General features: G+C 71.9%; 17 protein-coding genes and 1 pseudogene. 10 read left to right on the top strand and 8 right to left on the bottom strand.

Going from position 1 to position 16,633, the window contains the following annotated elements:
* From ACCP09_RS01270 to ACCP09_RS01250, 5 genes and pseudogenes are all read left to right on the top strand, one after another.
* Window positions 1-554, top strand: a pseudogene (locus tag ACCP09_RS01270) (glutamate synthase subunit alpha); the annotation flags it as partial.
* Window positions 547-2,055: a glutamate synthase subunit beta gene (locus tag ACCP09_RS01265; protein WP_378333947.1), complete on the top strand. Its 1,509-nt coding sequence runs from the start codon at window positions 547-549 to the stop codon at window positions 2,053-2,055. The pseudogene ACCP09_RS01270 and the gene ACCP09_RS01265, both read left to right, overlap by 8 nt.
* Before the next feature lie 134 nt (window positions 2,056-2,189).
* Complete coding sequence (locus ACCP09_RS01260) at window positions 2,190-3,119, top strand: trypsin-like serine peptidase (protein WP_378363391.1); 930 nt, start codon at window positions 2,190-2,192, stop codon at window positions 3,117-3,119.
* Between the two features lie 40 nt (window positions 3,120-3,159).
* Entirely contained in the window at window positions 3,160-3,693 is a 534-nt protein-coding gene (locus ACCP09_RS01255; protein ID WP_433742590.1) for a GNAT family N-acetyltransferase, read from the top strand.
* Window positions 3,694-3,916: 223 nt separating this feature from the next.
* Entirely contained in the window at window positions 3,917-5,308 is a 1,392-nt protein-coding gene (locus ACCP09_RS01250) for a class II 3-deoxy-7-phosphoheptulonate synthase (RefSeq protein WP_026153352.1), read from the top strand.
* A gap of 228 nt (window positions 5,309-5,536) precedes the next feature.
* On the opposite strand, the gene ACCP09_RS01245 is transcribed toward ACCP09_RS01250, so the two are convergent.
* The 3 genes from ACCP09_RS01245 to pknB all read right to left on the bottom strand — a co-directional run bounded on the left by ACCP09_RS01245 (window position 5,537) and on the right by pknB (window position 9,629).
* A complete protein-coding gene (locus tag ACCP09_RS01245) occupies window positions 5,537-6,115 on the bottom strand; it encodes a 2'-5' RNA ligase family protein (RefSeq protein WP_123685397.1) in 579 nt (192 codons plus the stop codon).
* A 32-nt stretch (window positions 6,116-6,147) separates the two neighbouring features.
* Window positions 6,148-7,467 carry a wax ester/triacylglycerol synthase family O-acyltransferase gene (locus ACCP09_RS01240; protein WP_433742586.1) on the bottom strand — a complete coding sequence of 440 codons (1,320 nt, stop codon included), beginning with the start codon at window positions 7,465-7,467 and terminating at the stop codon, window positions 6,148-6,150.
* Window positions 7,468-7,634: 167 nt separating this feature from the next.
* Window positions 7,635-9,629 carry a Stk1 family PASTA domain-containing Ser/Thr kinase gene (pknB, locus tag ACCP09_RS01235; protein ID WP_123685398.1) on the bottom strand — a complete coding sequence of 665 codons (1,995 nt, stop codon included), beginning with the start codon at window positions 9,627-9,629 and terminating at the stop codon, window positions 7,635-7,637.
* A 125-nt stretch (window positions 9,630-9,754) separates the two neighbouring features.
* Between pknB and ACCP09_RS01230 the strand changes: the two genes are divergently transcribed.
* Entirely contained in the window at window positions 9,755-10,123 is a 369-nt protein-coding gene (locus ACCP09_RS01230; RefSeq protein WP_017983985.1) for an Rv2175c family DNA-binding protein, read from the top strand.
* 45 nt (window positions 10,124-10,168) lie between these two features.
* On the opposite strand, the gene ACCP09_RS01225 is transcribed toward ACCP09_RS01230, so the two are convergent.
* Together ACCP09_RS01225 and ACCP09_RS01220 are read right to left on the bottom strand one after the other, a co-directional pair.
* Complete coding sequence (locus tag ACCP09_RS01225; RefSeq protein ID WP_433742583.1) at window positions 10,169-10,954, bottom strand: LLM class F420-dependent oxidoreductase; 786 nt, start codon at window positions 10,952-10,954, stop codon at window positions 10,169-10,171.
* A gap of 109 nt (window positions 10,955-11,063) precedes the next feature.
* The gene (locus ACCP09_RS01220; RefSeq protein WP_027934850.1) at window positions 11,064-12,134 is read right to left on the bottom strand and encodes a polyprenyl synthetase family protein; all 1,071 of its coding nucleotides are present in this window, start codon (window positions 12,132-12,134) and stop codon (window positions 11,064-11,066) included.
* Window positions 12,135-12,212: 78 nt separating this feature from the next.
* Here ACCP09_RS01220 and ACCP09_RS01215 point away from each other — a divergent pair, with 78 nt between their 5' ends.
* Entirely contained in the window at window positions 12,213-13,007 is a 795-nt protein-coding gene (locus ACCP09_RS01215) for a PIG-L family deacetylase (RefSeq protein WP_027934851.1), read from the top strand.
* Here ACCP09_RS01215 and ACCP09_RS01210 read toward each other — a convergent pair.
* Window positions 13,004-13,441 carry a VOC family protein gene (locus ACCP09_RS01210; protein ID WP_027934852.1) on the bottom strand — a complete coding sequence of 146 codons (438 nt, stop codon included), beginning with the start codon at window positions 13,439-13,441 and terminating at the stop codon, window positions 13,004-13,006. The genes ACCP09_RS01215 and ACCP09_RS01210 overlap by 4 nt on opposite strands.
* A gap of 9 nt (window positions 13,442-13,450) precedes the next feature.
* On the opposite strand from ACCP09_RS01210, the gene ACCP09_RS01205 reads away from it, so the two are divergent.
* Window positions 13,451-14,203 carry a helix-turn-helix domain-containing protein gene (locus ACCP09_RS01205; RefSeq protein ID WP_433742580.1) on the top strand — a complete coding sequence of 251 codons (753 nt, stop codon included), beginning with the start codon at window positions 13,451-13,453 and terminating at the stop codon, window positions 14,201-14,203.
* Between the two features lie 40 nt (window positions 14,204-14,243).
* Here the strand turns inward: ACCP09_RS01205 and ACCP09_RS01200 are convergent, their stop codons facing one another.
* Entirely contained in the window at window positions 14,244-14,801 is a 558-nt protein-coding gene (locus ACCP09_RS01200) for a helix-turn-helix domain-containing protein (RefSeq protein ID WP_027934854.1), read from the bottom strand.
* A gap of 69 nt (window positions 14,802-14,870) precedes the next feature.
* Between ACCP09_RS01200 and ACCP09_RS01195 the strand changes: the two genes are divergently transcribed.
* On the top strand, window positions 14,871-15,533 hold the full coding sequence (locus ACCP09_RS01195) for an AzlC family ABC transporter permease (protein WP_378333956.1): 663 nt from the start codon (window positions 14,871-14,873) through the stop codon (window positions 15,531-15,533).
* A complete protein-coding gene (locus ACCP09_RS01190) occupies window positions 15,530-15,841 on the top strand; it encodes an AzlD domain-containing protein (RefSeq protein ID WP_027934856.1) in 312 nt (103 codons plus the stop codon). The genes ACCP09_RS01195 and ACCP09_RS01190 overlap by 4 nt, the downstream gene beginning before the upstream one ends.
* On the opposite strand, the gene ACCP09_RS01185 is transcribed toward ACCP09_RS01190, so the two are convergent.
* The gene (locus ACCP09_RS01185) at window positions 15,838-16,590 is read right to left on the bottom strand and encodes a group II truncated hemoglobin (RefSeq protein WP_433742577.1); all 753 of its coding nucleotides are present in this window, start codon (window positions 16,588-16,590) and stop codon (window positions 15,838-15,840) included. The genes ACCP09_RS01190 and ACCP09_RS01185 overlap by 4 nt on opposite strands.
* Window positions 16,591-16,633: the final 43 nt, after the last annotated feature.

Below are 16,633 nucleotides of genomic sequence, written 5' to 3'. Positions count from 1 at the left end.
GCCGCATCATCGTGCGGCCGCACCCGGACGCGACGTTCGCCGCCGAACGTCAGGTCATCGCCGGCAACACGCTGGCCTACGGCGCCACCGCGGGGGAGATGTTCCTGCGCGGGCACGTGGGCGAGCGGTTCTGCGTACGCAACTCGGGCGCCACCGTCGTCGCCGAGGGCGTGGGCGACCACGCCTTCGAATACATGACCGGTGGCCGTGCCGTGGTGCTCGGTCCGACCGGCCGCAACCTCGCCGCGGGCATGTCCGGCGGTATCGGCTACGTCCTCGACCTCGACGAGGGCAGCGTCAACCGCGAGATGGTCGAGCTGCTCCCGCTCGAGCCGGAGGATCTGAACTGGTTGAAGGACATCGTGACCCGTCACCACGAACTCACCCGCTCGGCGGTCGCCGCGTCGCTGCTCGGCGACTGGCCGCGCCGGTCGGCGAGCTTCACGAAGGTCATGCCGCGCGACTACAGGCGCGTGCTGGAGGCGACCAAGGCCGCGAAGGCCGCAGGCCGCGACGTCGACGAGGCGATCATGGAGGTGGCGTCTCGTGGCTGACCCCAAGGGCTTCCTGAAGTACGAGCGGGTCGAGCCGCCCAAGCGCCCCAAGGAGCACCGCGCCGAGGACTGGCGCGAGGTCTACGTCGACCTCGAACCGGCCGAGCGCGACCAGCAGGTGCGCACCCAGGCCACCCGCTGCATGGACTGCGGCATCCCGTTCTGCCACTCGGCCGGTTCCGGATGCCCGCTGGGCAACCTGATCCCGGAATGGAACGACCTGGTGCGCCGCGGTGACTGGACCGCGGCCAGCGACCGGCTGCACGCCACCAACAACTTCCCGGAGTTCACCGGGAAGCTGTGCCCGGCGCCGTGCGAGGCGGGCTGCACGCTGTCCATCTCGCCGCTGTCCGGCGGGCCGGTCGCGATCAAGCGCGTCGAGGCGACGATCGCGGAGAAGTCGTGGGAGCTGGGCCTGGCCCAGCCGCAGGTCGCCGAGGTGGCCAGCGGTCAGCGCGTCGCCGTGGTCGGGTCCGGCCCGGCCGGGCTCGCCGCCGCCCAGCAGCTCACCCGCGCCGGGCACGACGTGACGGTCTTCGAGCGGGACGACCGGCTCGGCGGGCTGCTCCGCTACGGCATCCCCGAGTTCAAGATGGAGAAGAAGCACCTCGACAAGCGCCTGGCCCAGCTCAAGAAGGAGGGCACGCAGTTCGTCACGGGCTGCGAGGTGGGCGTCGACATCACCGTCGAGGAGCTTCGGGCGCGCTACGACGCGGTCGTGCTCGCCGTCGGCGCGCTGCGCGGCCGCGACGACACCACCACGCCCGGCCGGGAGCTCAAGGGCATCCACCTGGCGATGGAGCACCTGGTGCCGGCCAACAAGCAGTGCGAGGGCGACGGCCCGTCGCCGATCCACGCGCACGGCAAGCACGTGGTGATCATCGGCGGCGGTGACACCGGCGCCGACTCCTACGGCACCGCGATCCGCCAGGGCGCGGCCTCGGTGGTCCAGCTGGACCAGTACCCGATGCCGCCGACGACCCGCGACGACGAGCGGTCGCCGTGGCCGACGTGGCCGTACGTGCTGCGCACCTACCCGGCGCACGAGGAGGGCGGCGAGCGGAAGTTCGGCGTCGCCGTGCGGCGGTTCGTGGGCGACGAGAACGGGCACGTCCGCGCGATCGAGCTGCAGCAGGTCAAGGTCGTGAAGGACCCGGAGACCGGGCGCCGCGAGGTGCTGCCGGTGTCGGACGAGATCGAGGAGATCCCGGCCGACCTGGTGCTGTTCGCCATCGGATTCGAGGGCGTGGAGCACATGCGGCTGCTCGACGACCTGGGCATCCAGCTGACCCGGCGCGGCACCATCTCGTGCGGCCCGGACTGGCAGACCGAGGCCCCTGGCGTGTTCGTCTGCGGTGACGCCCACCGCGGCGCCTCGCTGGTCGTGTGGGCGATCGCGGAGGGCCGCTCGGTGGCCAACGCCGTCGACGCCTATCTGACCGGCGCGTCGGACCTGCCCGCCCCGGTGCACCCGACGGCTCTGCCGCTCGCTGTGGTGTAACTCTCCGGGTAACGCAACCAAATAACGCGCATCGGCCGTTCGGGCTCACCCTGGGCCCGAACGGCCGATTGTTCACCCCGTCGCACCCGCCTAACTTTCGGTGACAACGGATCGACCGGCAGACGGGTGGCGTCATGAAGCGAACAGGTATCCGGGCACTGGTCCTCGCGGCGGTCGCCGCGGTCACCACGGCAGTGTTCAACGCGCCCGCCACGGCGGCGCCCGGCCCGGCGGTCCACGTCCACGGCGCCGGTGCCGCGGAGTACTGGACGCCGGAGAAGATGCGCTCCGCCAAGCCGCTCGACGGCCTGGTGACCGCCGCGCGGGACCTCAGCGCCGACGTCCGCGCCGCGGTGCCGCGCCTGCTCCCGTCGCGGACCTCGAAGGTCAGCACCGGCGACCCGTGGACCGGCGGCGGCGCGGTCACGCACACCGCGGGACGGGTGTTCTTCACCTTCAACGGTTCCCCGGCCTCCTGCAGCGGGGACGCGGTGACCAGCGCCAACCGCAGCGTCGTCATCACCGCCGGGCACTGCGTGAAGTACCAGGGCAGCTGGCACACCAACTGGGTCTTCGTGCCGGGCTACGACAACGGCAACGCCCCGTACGGCGAGTGGGCGGCCACCACGACCCTCACCACGCCGCAGTGGCAGGCGAGCGAGGACCTCAACTACGACGTCGGCGCCGCGGTCGTCGCCCCGCTCAACGGCCAGTACCTCACCGATGTCGTCGGTTCGCAGGGCATCGCGTTCAACCAGCCGCGCGGCCAGGCGATGTACAGCTTCGGCTACCCGGCCGAGCCGCCGTACGACGGCAGCGAGCTGACCTACTGCGCCGGCCGGACCTTCAACGACACGTTCGGCAGCAACGACCTCGGAATGCGCTGCAACATGACCGGTGGCTCCAGCGGCGGCCCGTGGTTCCTCAGCTTCAACGAGGCGACCGGGACCGGCATCCAGAACTCGGTGAACAGCTTCGGCTACACGTTCCTGCCCGGCGTGATGTTCGGCCCGTACTTCGGCGCGGACGCCGAGGCGCTCTACAACGCGGCGGCCGCGCGCTAATCGGTTGCCGCGGGCCCGGCCGGTCGGATAAGAAGCCCGCATGCTGAAGGGCGAGAAGGTCGGGCTGCGGGCCCGGTACGACGAGGACATCCCGATCCTGCGGACCGAGCTCTACGACGACGTCGTCAACGGTTCCCGGGCCGAAAGCCGGCCGTGGCGGCCGATCTCGCCGAGCTCGAAGGACCAGCGGCTGCACGTCGACGACAGCGTGACGGACCACGTCCCGTTCTCGGTCGTCGAGCTGGCGGGCGACACGCTGATCGGCACCGCGACGCTGTGGGGGATTGACACCCACCACCGGTCCGCGCACGTCGGGCTTGGGCTGCTGCCGTCCGCGCGCGGCAAGGGTTACGGCAGCGACGTGGTCGCGGTGCTGTGCCACTACGGCTTCGTGGTGCGCGGCCTGCAGCGGCTGCAGATCGAGACGCTGGCGGACAACTTCGCGATGCTGCGCGCGGCCGAGCGGAACGGCTTCGTGCGGGAGGGCGTGCTGCGCAAGTCGGCGTGGGTGATGGGCGAGTTCCTGGACGAGGTGCTCCTGGGACTCCTCGCCCACGAGTGGAAGGCGCGCTAGGGCTTCCTGTCGATGGCCCGAGTCCGGACGCGGCGATCGACACCGGGGCGGGCCAGCTGCGGACGGCCGCCCACGACGGCGCCCCACCCGGGACTCGCGCCGGGGAGCGTGGGACTCGCGGGCGGGACGGCGAGTTCAGCACTCGGGCGCGCGAGTTCCACGTTCGGGGTGGCCCCCGCCACCTCGGGGCGGATCGTCCCAGCGCACCCCATATCCTGGGGTGGTGAACTGGACCGTGGACGTGCCCGTCGACACCCTTCCCGAGCTGCCGCCCCTGCCGCCGGAACTGCGTGCCCGGCTGGACGACGCCCTGTCCCGCCCCGCCGCCCAGCAGCCGGAGTGGCCCGACGCCGACGCGGTCGGCCGGGTCCGCCACCTGCTCGAGGCCGTGCCGCCCATCACCGTGCCCGCCGAGATCGACCGGCTCCAGGACCGCCTCGCCATGGTCGCCCGCGGCGAGGCCTTCCTGCTCCAGGGCGGTGACTGCGCCGAGACGTTCGAGTCCAACACCGAGCCGCACATCCGCGCCAACCTGCGCACGCTCCTGCAGATGGCCGTCGTCCTCACCTACGGCGCCAGCCTGCCCGTCGTGAAGGTCGGGCGCATCGCAGGCCAGTACGCCAAGCCGCGCTCCAACAGCACCGACGCGCTCGGCCTGCCCGTCTACCGCGGCGACATCGTCAACTCGCTCGTCGCCAAGCCCGAGCTGCGCGTCCCCGACCCGGGCCGCATGATCCGCGCCTACGCCAACTCCGGCGCGGCGATGAACCTGGTCCGCGCCCTCACCGGCGCCGGCATGGCCGACCTCGCCCAGGTGCACGACTGGAACAAGGACTTCGTGCGCACCTCGCCCGCCGGCGAGCGCTACGAGGCGCTGGCCGGTGAGATCGACCGCGGCCTGCGGTTCATGTCCGCCTGCGGCGTCAGCGACACCTCGCTGCACTCCACCGAGATCTTCGCCAGCCACGAGGCCCTGCTGCTCGACTACGAGCGCGCCATGCTGCGGATGGACAACGCCAACGCGGCCAACCCGAAGCTGTACAACCTCTCGTCGCACTTCCTGTGGATCGGCGAGCGCACCCGCCAGCTCGACGGCGCCCACATCGCCCTCGCCGAACTGCTGGCCAACCCCATCGGCGTCAAGATCGGCCCGACCACCACGCCCGAGCAGGCCGTGGAGTACGTCGAACGCCTCGACCCGCGCAACCAGCCCGGCCGCGTCACCCTCATCTCCCGCATGGGCAACGGCAAGGTCCGCGACGTCCTGCCGGCCATCGTGGAAAAGGTCGAGGCCACCGGCCACAAGGTCATCTGGCAGTGCGACCCGATGCACGGCAACACGCACGAGTCGTCCAGCGGCTACAAGACCCGCCACTTCGACCGCATCATCGACGAGGTCCAGGGCTTCTTCGAGGTGCACCACAAGCTCGGCAGCTACCCCGGCGGCATCCACATCGAGCTCACCGGCGAGGACGTCACCGAGTGCCTCGGCGGGGCGCAGGAGATCTCCGACTCCGACCTCGCCGGGCGGTACGAGACGGCCTGTGATCCGCGGCTGAACACGCAGCAGTCGCTGGAGTTGGCGTTCCTGGTGGCTGAGATGTTGCGGGGCTGACGCTACGCGGGTTTTTCAATCGCCGGCTTCGCTTCGCTACGCCCCGATTGAGCCCTCCCGAACCCGATCTTTCAGTGTTCGGTTGCCGAGACACCGCGTCAAGGCGGGAAAGCGTGCCTTGACCCGGTGGCTCGGCAACCGATTTGGCTGGGGATCGGGTTGCGGGAGGGGGCTGGCTCGGGGCGTGGTTGTCTTGCGTTGCCGGCCGGCGGTTCTGGTGCTGCGTTTTCAAGAAGCGAAGTAGTCTTCGGCGGCTTCCCTCGGGCGCTGTAGCGGTGCGGGCAGCTCGAAGGTCGCCACCGTGCGCCACGGGCCGTGTTCGTCCTCGCCCGCCACCAGGTGCACGCGGTCGATCCAGGCCCGCACCGGGAGCGCCGCGGCCAGTTCCGCCGCCGCGCGCCGCCGGGTGTGGGCGTCGCCCGTGCGGTGGTCCACCACCGTCAGGTGGGGGACCGTGTCGGGGTGCTCGCCGCCGTAGGGCGGGTGCGCCGGGAAACGTTCGCACACCGCCTGCGTCAGCGCCCGGAAGTGCTCGTCCGGCTCCGGCGCCAGCCACACCACCTCCGAGCCGAACCACCCGACCTGCGAAAACTCGCACTCGAACGCCTCGATGCCGACCAGCGCGGCCTCCAGATCGGCCACCGTCCCGGCGTCGATGTCCCGCGGCGCGACGAACGGGTACAGCACGGTCACGTGCGCCGGCACGGTCCGTCGATGCCGGGTGACCAGGTGGTCCGTCTCGGGGACGGGGACGACGATGGCACTCTTCGTGGCACGGCGAAGCCACTGCGCGTCGGGGACCGGCATGGCTTCATCATGACTGAAACCGCGCCGGATGTTTAGATCGACCGCTCGTACAGAGCAGCGGCCGACTTCAGCACGGCGTCCCGCAGCGAACCGGTGTCGGACACCGCGTCGCCGTTCATTTGCAGTCCGATGTGGACGTGGTCGGCGTACGTGGCCGCCGCGATGCCCACCGCGTGCCGCGGCGCCAGCGGCACGAACGGGTAGATCTCGCACAACCGCGCGCCGTCCAGGGTCAGATCCAGCTTCGGCAGCGGCACGTTCGTGATCACGGTGTCGAACAGGGCCCCCGCGGCCTTCCCGGCCACCTTCGTCGCCAGCCGGTGCAGCCCCGGCGGCAACCGGTCGGCCAGCACCGGCAGCGCACCCGCCCCGCGCTGCGGCCCCGCCGCCTTGTTCCGGTTCATCGACCAGCGGATCTCCCGCAACCGCCGCACGGGATCGTCCAGGTGCACCGGCAGATCGCACAGATAACCGGACAACTGGTTCGCGCCCCAGCCACCCTCACGCGCCCGCATGCTCACCGGGATCAGAGCCCGCAACGTGCGCGCGTCCGGGCGCTGCCCGCGGTTGATCATCCACTCCCGCAGCGCGCCGGCCAGGACGGCGAGCACCACGTCGTTGGGCGTGCCGCCGTGCGTGCCGCGGATGGTGCGGATGTCGGCGAGCGGCAACCGGACGAACCCGAGCCGTCGGCTGGCCGAATCCGGCGCCCCCAACGGGGAGAACGGGTACGGCCGCGCGGCACGCAGGACCGCCGACGCGATCGCCGCGTTCTCCCCGGCCTGGCTGACCGCCTCCACGACCCCGTCCCGCAGTGCCGCCAGCGGCGAACGGGGATCGGCCGGCCGGTCGGCCGCCTCGATGAGCATGCGGGTGATCGGCAGCTCGTCCAGCAGCCCGGCGGCCACCGCGAACGCCCCCGCGCCGTCGGTGAACGCGTGGTGCAGCTTGAGCAGCAGCGCGAACCGGCCGTCCGCCAGGCCGGTCACCACGTGCAGGTCCCACAGCGGCCGGTCCATCGGCAGCGGCTGCTCCATCCACTCGGCCGCGTGCGTGGCGAGCGGATCGTCGGCGTAGAACCCGGTCAGCCGGTGCACCTGGATGTGCCGGCGCGGATCGAATTCCGGGTCCTCCACCCAGGTCGCTCCCCCCGGCGGGAACAACGACGAGCGGAACCGCTGGCGCAGGCGCGGGATACGTCTCGCGCGCCCGGCGAGCAAATCGGCCACCCGATGCGGGTCAACGGGTGCATCCGGTTGGAAGATCACCGCTGCCCCCATGTGCATGGGGGTCGATTCCCCTTCCAGGCAAAGGAAAGCCACGTCCAGCCCACTGAGCTGACGGCCAGCCATAGACGACCCCTCTACGGTCGGTGACATCGGGATTGCCTGCTACTTGAGCAAACGGACGTGACGAAACGGTAGTCCATTTGTTTCGGCAGCGCTAACGGCTCCCAATTCTCACTCGAATGGGGTACTGGTCCTTTGTGGACGTGAAATCGCGTGGATCTCCTTGTCGATCAAGGAAATACTTGCAATTTCACCTTTTTGCCGCGTTCGACGTGCTCGCCGGGCTGGGGATCCTGGCCGACGACGATGGAGAAGTTCCGCGTGCGGCCCTTGACCTCGGCCTGCAGGCCGGCGTCGGTGAGCAGCTGGATCGCGTCCTGCACCGGGCGTCCGAGCACGGACGGGACCTGGACCGCGGTGGAGGTGAACACGCCGACCCGCTTGTCGCCATGGCCGTCGATGGTGGTCCCTGCTGCCGGAGTGGTGCGGGTGACGCTGCCGCTCGGCACGTCCGCGGAGAACTCGGTGCCGGCATCGTAGGGCTCGAATCCGGCCTCCCTCAACCGCTGGAAGGCCTCATTCCGGCTCAACCCGACGACGCTGGGCACCGGCGACGGCGGCGGGCCCTGCGACAGGCCGATCCGCACCGGCGAGCCGATGGTGAGCTGCGTTCCGGGCTTCGGGTCGACCACGAGCACCTTCCCGGCGGGCACCGTACTGCTGTAGGTGTCGATGCTCTCGTCCCGCCGGGGCGTGAGCCCGGCCGCCTTCACGGCCGCCTCCGCCTGCGCCAGCTCGGTGCCCGGGCTGATGTCGGGCACCGTCGGCCGGCCCGAGGACAACACCAGGGTGACCGAGCTGCTCTTCTGCACCGACGTCCCGGCCTGCGGATCGCTGCCGATCGCCTTGCCCGCCGCGACGGTGTCGCTGAACTGGCGGGTCACGGTCACCGACAGGCCGGCGTCGTGCAGCGTCTTCTCCGCCGTGGCCTGGTCCAGGCCGGCCACCGGCGGGATCGCGATCGAGTCGGCGGCGTCCTCGCCGACGCTGAACCACCACACCCCGGTGCCGACCAGCGCCACCACCAGCGTGGCGATGACCGCCCACAGCACGACCGGGCGGCGCTGGACGAACGTCTTCAGGTCCTCGCGCGGCGGCGCGGGCGGGGGCGGCGGCACGGGCGCGGCCTGCGGGCGGACCATCGCGCGGGTGCCGCGCGGGCCTGCGATCGGGTCCGTGGTCGCGACCGGCGAGAACGCGGGCACGGTCTTCTCCGGGTCCACCGACGGGGCGGGCGCGGCAGGCGGGGCGGGCACCTCCTTCGGCGGCAGCACCGGGATCGGCGCGGGCGCGATGCCCAGCGCCGCCCGCACGCGGCGCAACTCCTGCAGGAACGCGGCGGCGTCGGCCGGCCGCGCTTCCGGGTCGCGCCGCGTGGCGCGCAGCACCAGGTCGTCCAGCACCGCGGGCAGACCGGGCTCGACCGTGCTGGGCGCCGGGACGTCGTCGTTCACGTGCCGGTAGGCGACCGAGATGGCGGTGTCGCCGGTGTAGGGCACCTGGCCGGTGAGCATCTCGTAGAGCACGATGCCCGCCGAGTAGACGTCGCCGCGCTCGCCCGCCATGCCGGTCGTGACCTGCTCGGGCGCCAGGTAGGAGACGGTGCCCAGGATGATGCTCGAACTGGTGGTGCCCGCGCTCGCGACGGCCCGCACGAGGCCGAAGTCGGCGACTTTCACCACCCCGGTCGGCGGGTGGCCGGTGGCGCCGATCAGCACGTTCTCCGGCTTCACGTCGCGGTGCACCAGGCCGGCCTGGTGCGCGGCCGACAACGCGGCGAGCATCTGCTCGGCCACGCTCAGCGCCAGCGGCACGTCGAGCTTGCCCCGCTGGTCCAGCAGATCGCGCAGCGTTCCGCCGTCGACCAGCTCCATCACGAGGAACACGTGCGAGCGGTCGCCTGCCACGTCGACGCCCTGGTCGTGCACCGTGACCACGTTCGGGTGGTGCAGCTTCGCGGCCAGCCGTGCCTCGCGCTCGAAGCGCTCGACGAACGACCGGTCGTCGGCGAAGCGCGGGTCCATGATCTTGATGGCGACCGGACGGTCCAGCCTCGTGTCCGACCCCCGGTAGACGGCCGACATGCCGCCCCGCGCGAGGAGGCCGTCGACCCGGTAACGCCGCTCCAGGAGCGTCCCGGCCAGGCTGGTTTCCGTGCTCGTCACGCGCCCGATCGTACGGACTTTGCCGGAGTCGGTGGAGCCGCCCCGGGACTGCCGTGGTTGAGCTTTCGTTACGCCGTTCGCGCGACATTGCGGACAACCAGGCCTGATGTGGCACCCTGTCTTGCGTGAGTGCGATCCCAGTCGCTGATGACATCCTCGACGCCGACGTGGCCGTGCTGTCGCTGGCGCAAGTGGCGGAGCAGATCGGCCTGTCGGTGAACAAGGTCCGGCAGCTGCTCCGGGACGGTCAGCTGCTCGCCGTGCGGCGCGACGGCGACCTGATGGTCCCGGCCGACTTCTTCGTCGGCGGGCAGCCGGTGAAGGGGCTGACCGGACTGCTGACGGTGCTCGCCGACGCCGGGTTCAGCCGCACCGAGATGCTGCGCTGGCTCTACGAGGCGGACGAGACGCTGCCCGGCAGCACCCCGATCAACGCCCTGCGCACCAACCACGGCACGGAGGTGAAGCGCCGCGCCCAGGCCATGGCGTTCTAGCGAAGAGGCGGGTGCGGAGTCGCACCCGCCTCCGCCCGGCAGGTGTCAGCCGTTCTGCGCGTCGCGCCAGGAGATCCACTTCTTCAGCAGGCCCAGGTCGTAGTCGGGGCCGCCGACGCCGACGGTGAACAGGCTCACGCCCAGCCCCCGCAGCTTCGGGCCCAGCTCGTCCGGCTCGCCCTGCACACCGGTGGAGATCTCGATCTCGCCGGCGTCGCGGCCGACGTCCGCGCAGTGCTGCTTCAGGATCCCGACCTTGCGCTCGACGGTCTCCGGGTCGCCGAAGCCGTGCCAGATGTCGGCGTGCTTCGCGACCAGCTTCAGCGTCTTCTTCTCGCCGCCGCCGCCGATCAGCACCGGGATCTTGCGGGTGGGCGCCGGGTTGAGCTTGTCCAGCCGCGACTCGATGCGCGGCAGCGCCTCGGCCAGGTCGTCCAGCCTGCCGCCCGCGGTGCCGAACTCGTAGCCGTACTCGTCGTAGTCCTTCTCGAACCAGCCGGAGCCGATGCCGAGGATCAGACGGCCGTCGCTGATGTGGTCGACCGTGCGCGCCATGTCGGCGAGCAGCTCGGGGTTGCGGTAGCTGTTGCAGGTGACCAGCGCGCCGATCTCGACCCGCGACGTCGACTCCGCCCAGGCGCCGAGCATGGTCCAGCACTCGAAGTGCTTGCCGTCGGGGTCGCCGTACAACGGGTAGAAGTGGTCCCAGTTGAAGATGATGTCGACGCCGAGGTCTTCGGCGGCGGAGGCGGTTTCGCGGATGGTCCGGTAGTCGGCGTGCTGCGGCTGGAGCTGCAGCCCGATCCGGATCGGCCTGGTGGTGTCGGTCATACCGCCAGCCTAGCCACACCCGGGACACCCGCGCAGTGTGGCGGAAGTGCTTGCCCCGCATGGACTTCCACCTGGATCGCGCTCCAGGTGGAAGTCCACTGTGTACCGGTCAGAAGGTGCGCTGAGTGGCGAGCTCGGCCAGCTCGGCGAGCCGGGTCGCCGCGGGTTCGGCCAGGCGGGCGCGCTCCAGCGCGGCCAGCGCGGTGCCGGTGAGCGCGGTGATCCGCTGCTCGACCGCGTCCACGGCGCCGACCTCGGTCAGCGTCCGGCGCACCCGGTCCACCTCGTCGTCGGCGAGGTCGGCGCCGATCGCGTCGGCGATGAGCTTGTGCTGCTCCGGGTCCTCGGCCAGCTGCAGGCCCAGCGCGACCAGCAGCGTGCGCTTGCCCTCGCGCAGGTCGTCGCCCGCCGGCTTGCCGGTGACCGACGGGTCGCCGAACACGCCGAGCAGGTCGTCCCGCAGCTGGAACGCCACGCCGAGGTCGTCGCCGAACTCGCGCAGCGTCGCGATGCGCTGCTCGTCCGCGCCTGCCAGCGCGGCGCCCAGGTGCAGCGGGCGCTGCACGGTGTAGGCGGCGGTCTTGAGGCGCGACACCCGCAGCGCGGCCTCCGGCGAGGTGTCGCCGGTGGCCTGCGTGCGCACGTCCAGGTACTGGCCGGCGAGCACCTCGGTGCGCATGGCGCGCCACGCCGGGCGCGCGGCGTCGAGGGTCGCGGCGGGCAGCGGGGCGCTGTTGAACATGTCGTCCGCCCAGGCCAGCGCCAGGTCGCCGATCAGCACCGACGCGGCCAGGCCGAACGTCTCGGGTGCGCCGAGCCAGCCGTTCGCCCGGTGCTCGCGGGCGTAGGAGACGTGCACGGTGGGGCGGCCGCGGCGCGAGTCGGAGGAGTCGATGAGGTCGTCGTGGATCAACGCGCACGCCTGCACCAGTTCGAGGCTGGCCACGGCCCGCAGCACGCCCTCGGCGTCGGGGCCCTCCGGGTCGCCGCCCGCGCCGCGCCACGCCCACCACGCGAACGTCGGCCGCAGCCGCTTGCCGCCGCCGAGCACGAAACCGGTCAGCGTGTCGACGCCGGAGCCGAACGCCGGCTGGGCCGCCCGGACGGCCGCGCCCGCCTCGGTGAGGAACGCGGCCAGGTGGCGTTCCAGGTGTTGGGGCAGGTCGGCGTCGAAGTCCATGCGCCTATCGTCGACGACATGCCCAAGGCGCGCTTGGCGGGGTGGCCGCGATGTGATCGGCGCCCGTAGGCTCGGTTCGTGGCGACCTTGGTGACGTTTCACGCCCATCCCGACGACGAGTGCATCGCCTGCGGCGGGATCATGCGCAAGGCCTTCGAGGAGGGGCACCGGGTCGTGCTCGTCGTCGCGACCCGTGGCGAGCACGGCGAGGTCCCGCCGGGCTTCCTCGCCGACGACGAGCCGCTGTGGCGGCGCCGGGTCGAGGAGACCAGGGCGGCGGCCGAGATCCTCGGCGCGAAACGGCTGGAGTTCCTCGGCTACACCGATTCCGGGATGATGGGCACGCCGGAGAACGACCTGCCCGGCTCGTTCTGGCGGGCGCCGGTGGAGGAGGCGGCGGCGAAGCTCGCCGCGATCCTGCGCGAGGAGCGGGCGGACGTGCTGACCGTCTACGACGACAACGGCACCTACGGCCACCCGGACCACATCCAGGTGCACCGCGTCGGGATGCGCGCGGCCGAGCTCGCCGGCACGCCACGGGTGTACCAGAGCACGGTCAACACCGACCACATGCGGGCCGGCCTGGCGGAGTTCGCCGCGCGGGCCGCCGAGTCCGGCATCAAGATCCCCGGGGTCGAAAATCTCGGCGAGCTGGGCAAGCCGGCCGCGGAGATCACCGCCGCGGTCGACGTGCGGCCGTGGCTGAACGTCAAGCGCGCGGCGATGCGCGCGCACGCCAGCCAGATCAGCGAGCAGTCCCTGTTCCTGGCGATGCCCGAGGACGCGTTCACCCACGCCTTCGGCACCGAGTGGTTCATCCGCGCGGGCCAGGGGCCGGGCATCACCGAGACCGACCTGATGGCGGGGCTCTAGGACTCCACCAGGCCGAGCCGCACCCGGCCGTCCGGGTCGACCGACCACGCCGGGTTGTGCGCGACCTCCCAGATCAGCCCGTTCGGGTCGCGGAAGTGGCCGTGGTAGCCGCCGAACGCGGCCTGCTGGCCGGCCTTCACGATCTCCGCGCCGGCCCCGGCGGCCTTCGCGAGGCAGCGGTCGACCTCGTCCGGGCTGCCCACGTTGTGCGACAACGTCAGCCCGGCCGGCCCGGTGATGTCGGTGCTGTTCATGTCGGCGGCGAACTTCACCGCGTCGAACAGCCCGAGCGTGACGCCGGGGGCGATCTGGAAGAACAGGATTTCGCCCGGCACGTCCAGCAACGGCTGCCAGCCCAGCCCGGTCACGTAGAACGCCCTGGCGGCGTCGGTGTCCCGGGTCGCCACCGTGATGAAGTGCACGCCTTGTTCCATACTCGGAGCATGGCAGCCGCGCCCGGGGACGGCTTGAACGAAACGGACACCTACCGCGAACAGGTGGGTTCCGGCGTCGTGCGGTGCTGGTGGGCGCAGCGGGCGCCGGGCGAGTACGTGCAGCGGGTGGTGCCGGACGCGGCGGCGGACGTGATCGTGGCGTCGACCGGCGCGGCCTGCCTGGTGGGGCCCACGCTGGCGCCCGCGTTGCACCAGTTGCCACCCGGCGCGGAGCTGCGCGGGCTGCGGCTGCGGACCGAGGCGATCGCGGCGGTGCTGGGCTTGCCGGGCCACGAGGTGCGGGACGCGGTGGTGCCGTTGGGCGCGGTGCTGCCGGACGCGGCCGCCCGGACGGTCGCGGAATCGGTGTGGCGCGGCGCTTTCCCCTCGGCGCTGCGTCCGCGGCCGGGTGATCCGCGGGTGCGGCACGCGGTGAGCCGGATCTGGCGGGGCGCGCCGCTGGACTCGGTGGCGGACGAGGTGTCGCTGACGGGCCGCCAGTTGCGCCGGCTGTTCACCGAGCACGTCGGCCTCGGGCCCAAGGCGCTGCAGCGGATCGTGCGGTTCCAGCGTTTCCTGCGCAGCGCGGACGCCGTGCGCCCGTCGTCGCTGGCGGACTCCGCGGCGGCCGCCGGCTACGCCGACCAGGCCCACCTGACGCGCGAGACGCGCGACCTGGCCGGGGTGACGCCCACGGTGCTGATCCGGGAACGCCACGGCCTGGCGACGCCGGACGCCGCGGGCGCGATGGCCGTCTTCTGACGCGGCGGGAGGAGCCGCTCGTCCGTCGTCGAACCGGGCACTACGTGTGCTCGGAGACCAGCACCGCGCGGGTGCCCGGCTCCAGGGCCTGGAAGATGTGCTCCACGTCGCCCGGGTAGGCGATGTAGTCCCCGGGGGCGAGTTCCACCGGCTCGTCCACCAGGCCGACCAGGGCCCGGCCCGAGCTGAGCACCACGTGCTCCACCACGCCGGGCATGTGCGGGTCGGAGCGGCGCGGCGTGCCCGGCTCGGCCGCGATGCGGAAGATGTCGCGGCGCGCGTTCGGCGGGCAGGACGCCACGAGTGTCGCCACGTAGTCCGAGCGCTCCGAGTAGAACGTGGGCCCCTCGTCGGCGCGGATGACCTGCACCTGCGGCCGCACCGGCTCGACCAGCCGCGCGAACGGCACGTCGAGCACCACACTGAGCGCCCACAGCGTCTCCACGCTCGGATTGCCGCTGCCGGATTCCAGCTGGGACAACGTCGATTTGGCGATGCCCGCCCGCTTGGCGACCTCGCTCAGGGACAGCCCGGTGCGGGCGCGTTCCCGTCGCAGGGAGGCTGCGATGACGTCCAGTGGTGCGCCGCGCTCGGCCATGCGTGTTCGCTCCAGAAGTCCGGTTGTTCGCCTTGACGAACGCTTTGTCGGTGTTCAGTATGGAAGGTGATGCGTACGATATACCGAACACTCGACCGTCGCCTGCTGCGCGACGTCGCCCTGGTGGCGCTGGCCGACGGGGTCGTCGGCGTCTCCTACGGCGCCATCAGCACCGGCTCCGGCTTCGGCGCGTGGCTGCCGGTGGTGATGTCGCTGGTGGTGTTCGCAGGCGCCGCCCAGTTCCTGTTCGTCGGGCTGGTGGCCGCGGGCGGCAGCCCGTTCGCGGCGGCGGTCGCCGGGCTGCTGGTCAACAGCAGGCACCTGCCGTTCGGCATGGCGGTCAGCGAGGTGCTCGGCCGCCGCGGGCGCATCCTGGGCAGCCACCTGATGACGGACGAGAACGTGGCGTTCGCACTGGCGCAGGAGGACGCCGCACGCCGTCGCGCCGCCTACTGGGCCTGCGGGATCGGCATCTTCGTGTGCTGGAACGTGGGCGTGCTCGCGGGGGCCTTCGCGGGCACGGTCATCGGCGACACCGACGCGTTCGGTCTGGACGCCGCCTTCCCGGCCGTGCTGCTCGCGCTGGTGCTGCCGTCGCTCAAGGACCGCGACACCCGCCACGCGGCGGTGGCCGGCGCGGCGGTCGCGCTCGCGGCCACCCCGTTCCTGCCCGCGGGACTGCCGGTGCTGCTCGCGCTGGCCGGCGTGCTGGTGCTGGTGGTGCGGCGATGACCCTGCTGATCGCGATCGCGGTGCTCGCCGTGGGCACCTTCGCGTTCCGGTTCGCCGGGCCGGTTCTGCAGTCGAGGATCCAGCTCTCGGCCAGGGTGCAGAACCTGATGGCGGTCTCGGCGACGGTCCTGCTGGTCGCCGTCGTGGCGACGGGCGCACTCGCGGAGGGCCACGGCTTCGCCGGGTTCGCCCGCCCGATCGGCGTTGCCGTCGGCGGCGTGCTCGCCTGGCGGAAGGCGCCGTTCCTGGTGGTGGTCGTCGCCGCGGCGGCGGTCACCGCGCTGCTGAGGCTGGCCGGCGTGCCCTAGCCCTGCCAGGGACGCACCGAACCCCAGCGCCAGACCGGCATCGGCTCGTCGGCGGCGGGGCGCGCGCCGGGACGCGAGAAGAACACCGCCAGCCGCGTGCCCCACTCCAGGTAGGCGACGAACGCGGAGCGGAACTCCGGGTCCGACGGCAGGCCCACCTCGTCCGCGGTCTCCAGCAGGAGGCCGATCCAGCGGCGGCGCTGCTCCTCGGTGATCGCCTTGCCGAGGTGCTTCGACACCATGTGGCGGTGACCGCCGCGGTGCGTGCTGTAGTCCTTCGGGCCGCCGAACACCTCGCCGACCCACTGCGCGACGTGCTTCGCGTGCTCGGGGTCCATGCCGGCGAACAGCGGCGCGAGCAGGTCGTCCGCGGGCACTTTCTGGTAGAACGCGGTGAACAGCTTCTCGAACGCCTCGGCGCCGCCCGCCCACTCGTACAGGCTCGGCAGGGGACTGCCGATGTCGACGGGTTCGTAGTGGCGCATTTCCTCGATGGCGTCGACGAAGCCGCGGACCTCGGCGAAGAAGGGCGGGAAGTGCGGGCCCTTCCGGAAACCGGTCAGGTGCGCGTCCGCGGAGGTCCAGGTGAGCCGGACGACGTAGCACTCCGGTTCGTCCACGCAGCGGGTCATCTCGAAGTCGTGGCACTCGGGAGCGGCGGCCAGATGCGCGGAGGCGCGCCGGTAGGCGTCCTCGAACTCCGCGCCCTGCCCGGCGGGAATCCGGTAGCGGATGTATTCGGTGAGCACCGGTCAAGTCGAGCACCTGTGCCGTGGCCCGGCAAGTACGTAC

It is taken from the genome of Amycolatopsis sp. 3B14, from assembly GCF_050958625.1.
GTDB classification, from domain to species: domain Bacteria; phylum Actinomycetota; class Actinomycetes; order Mycobacteriales; family Pseudonocardiaceae; genus Amycolatopsis_E; species Amycolatopsis_E thermoflava.
This window is presented reverse-complemented; position numbering and strand designations above follow the sequence as displayed.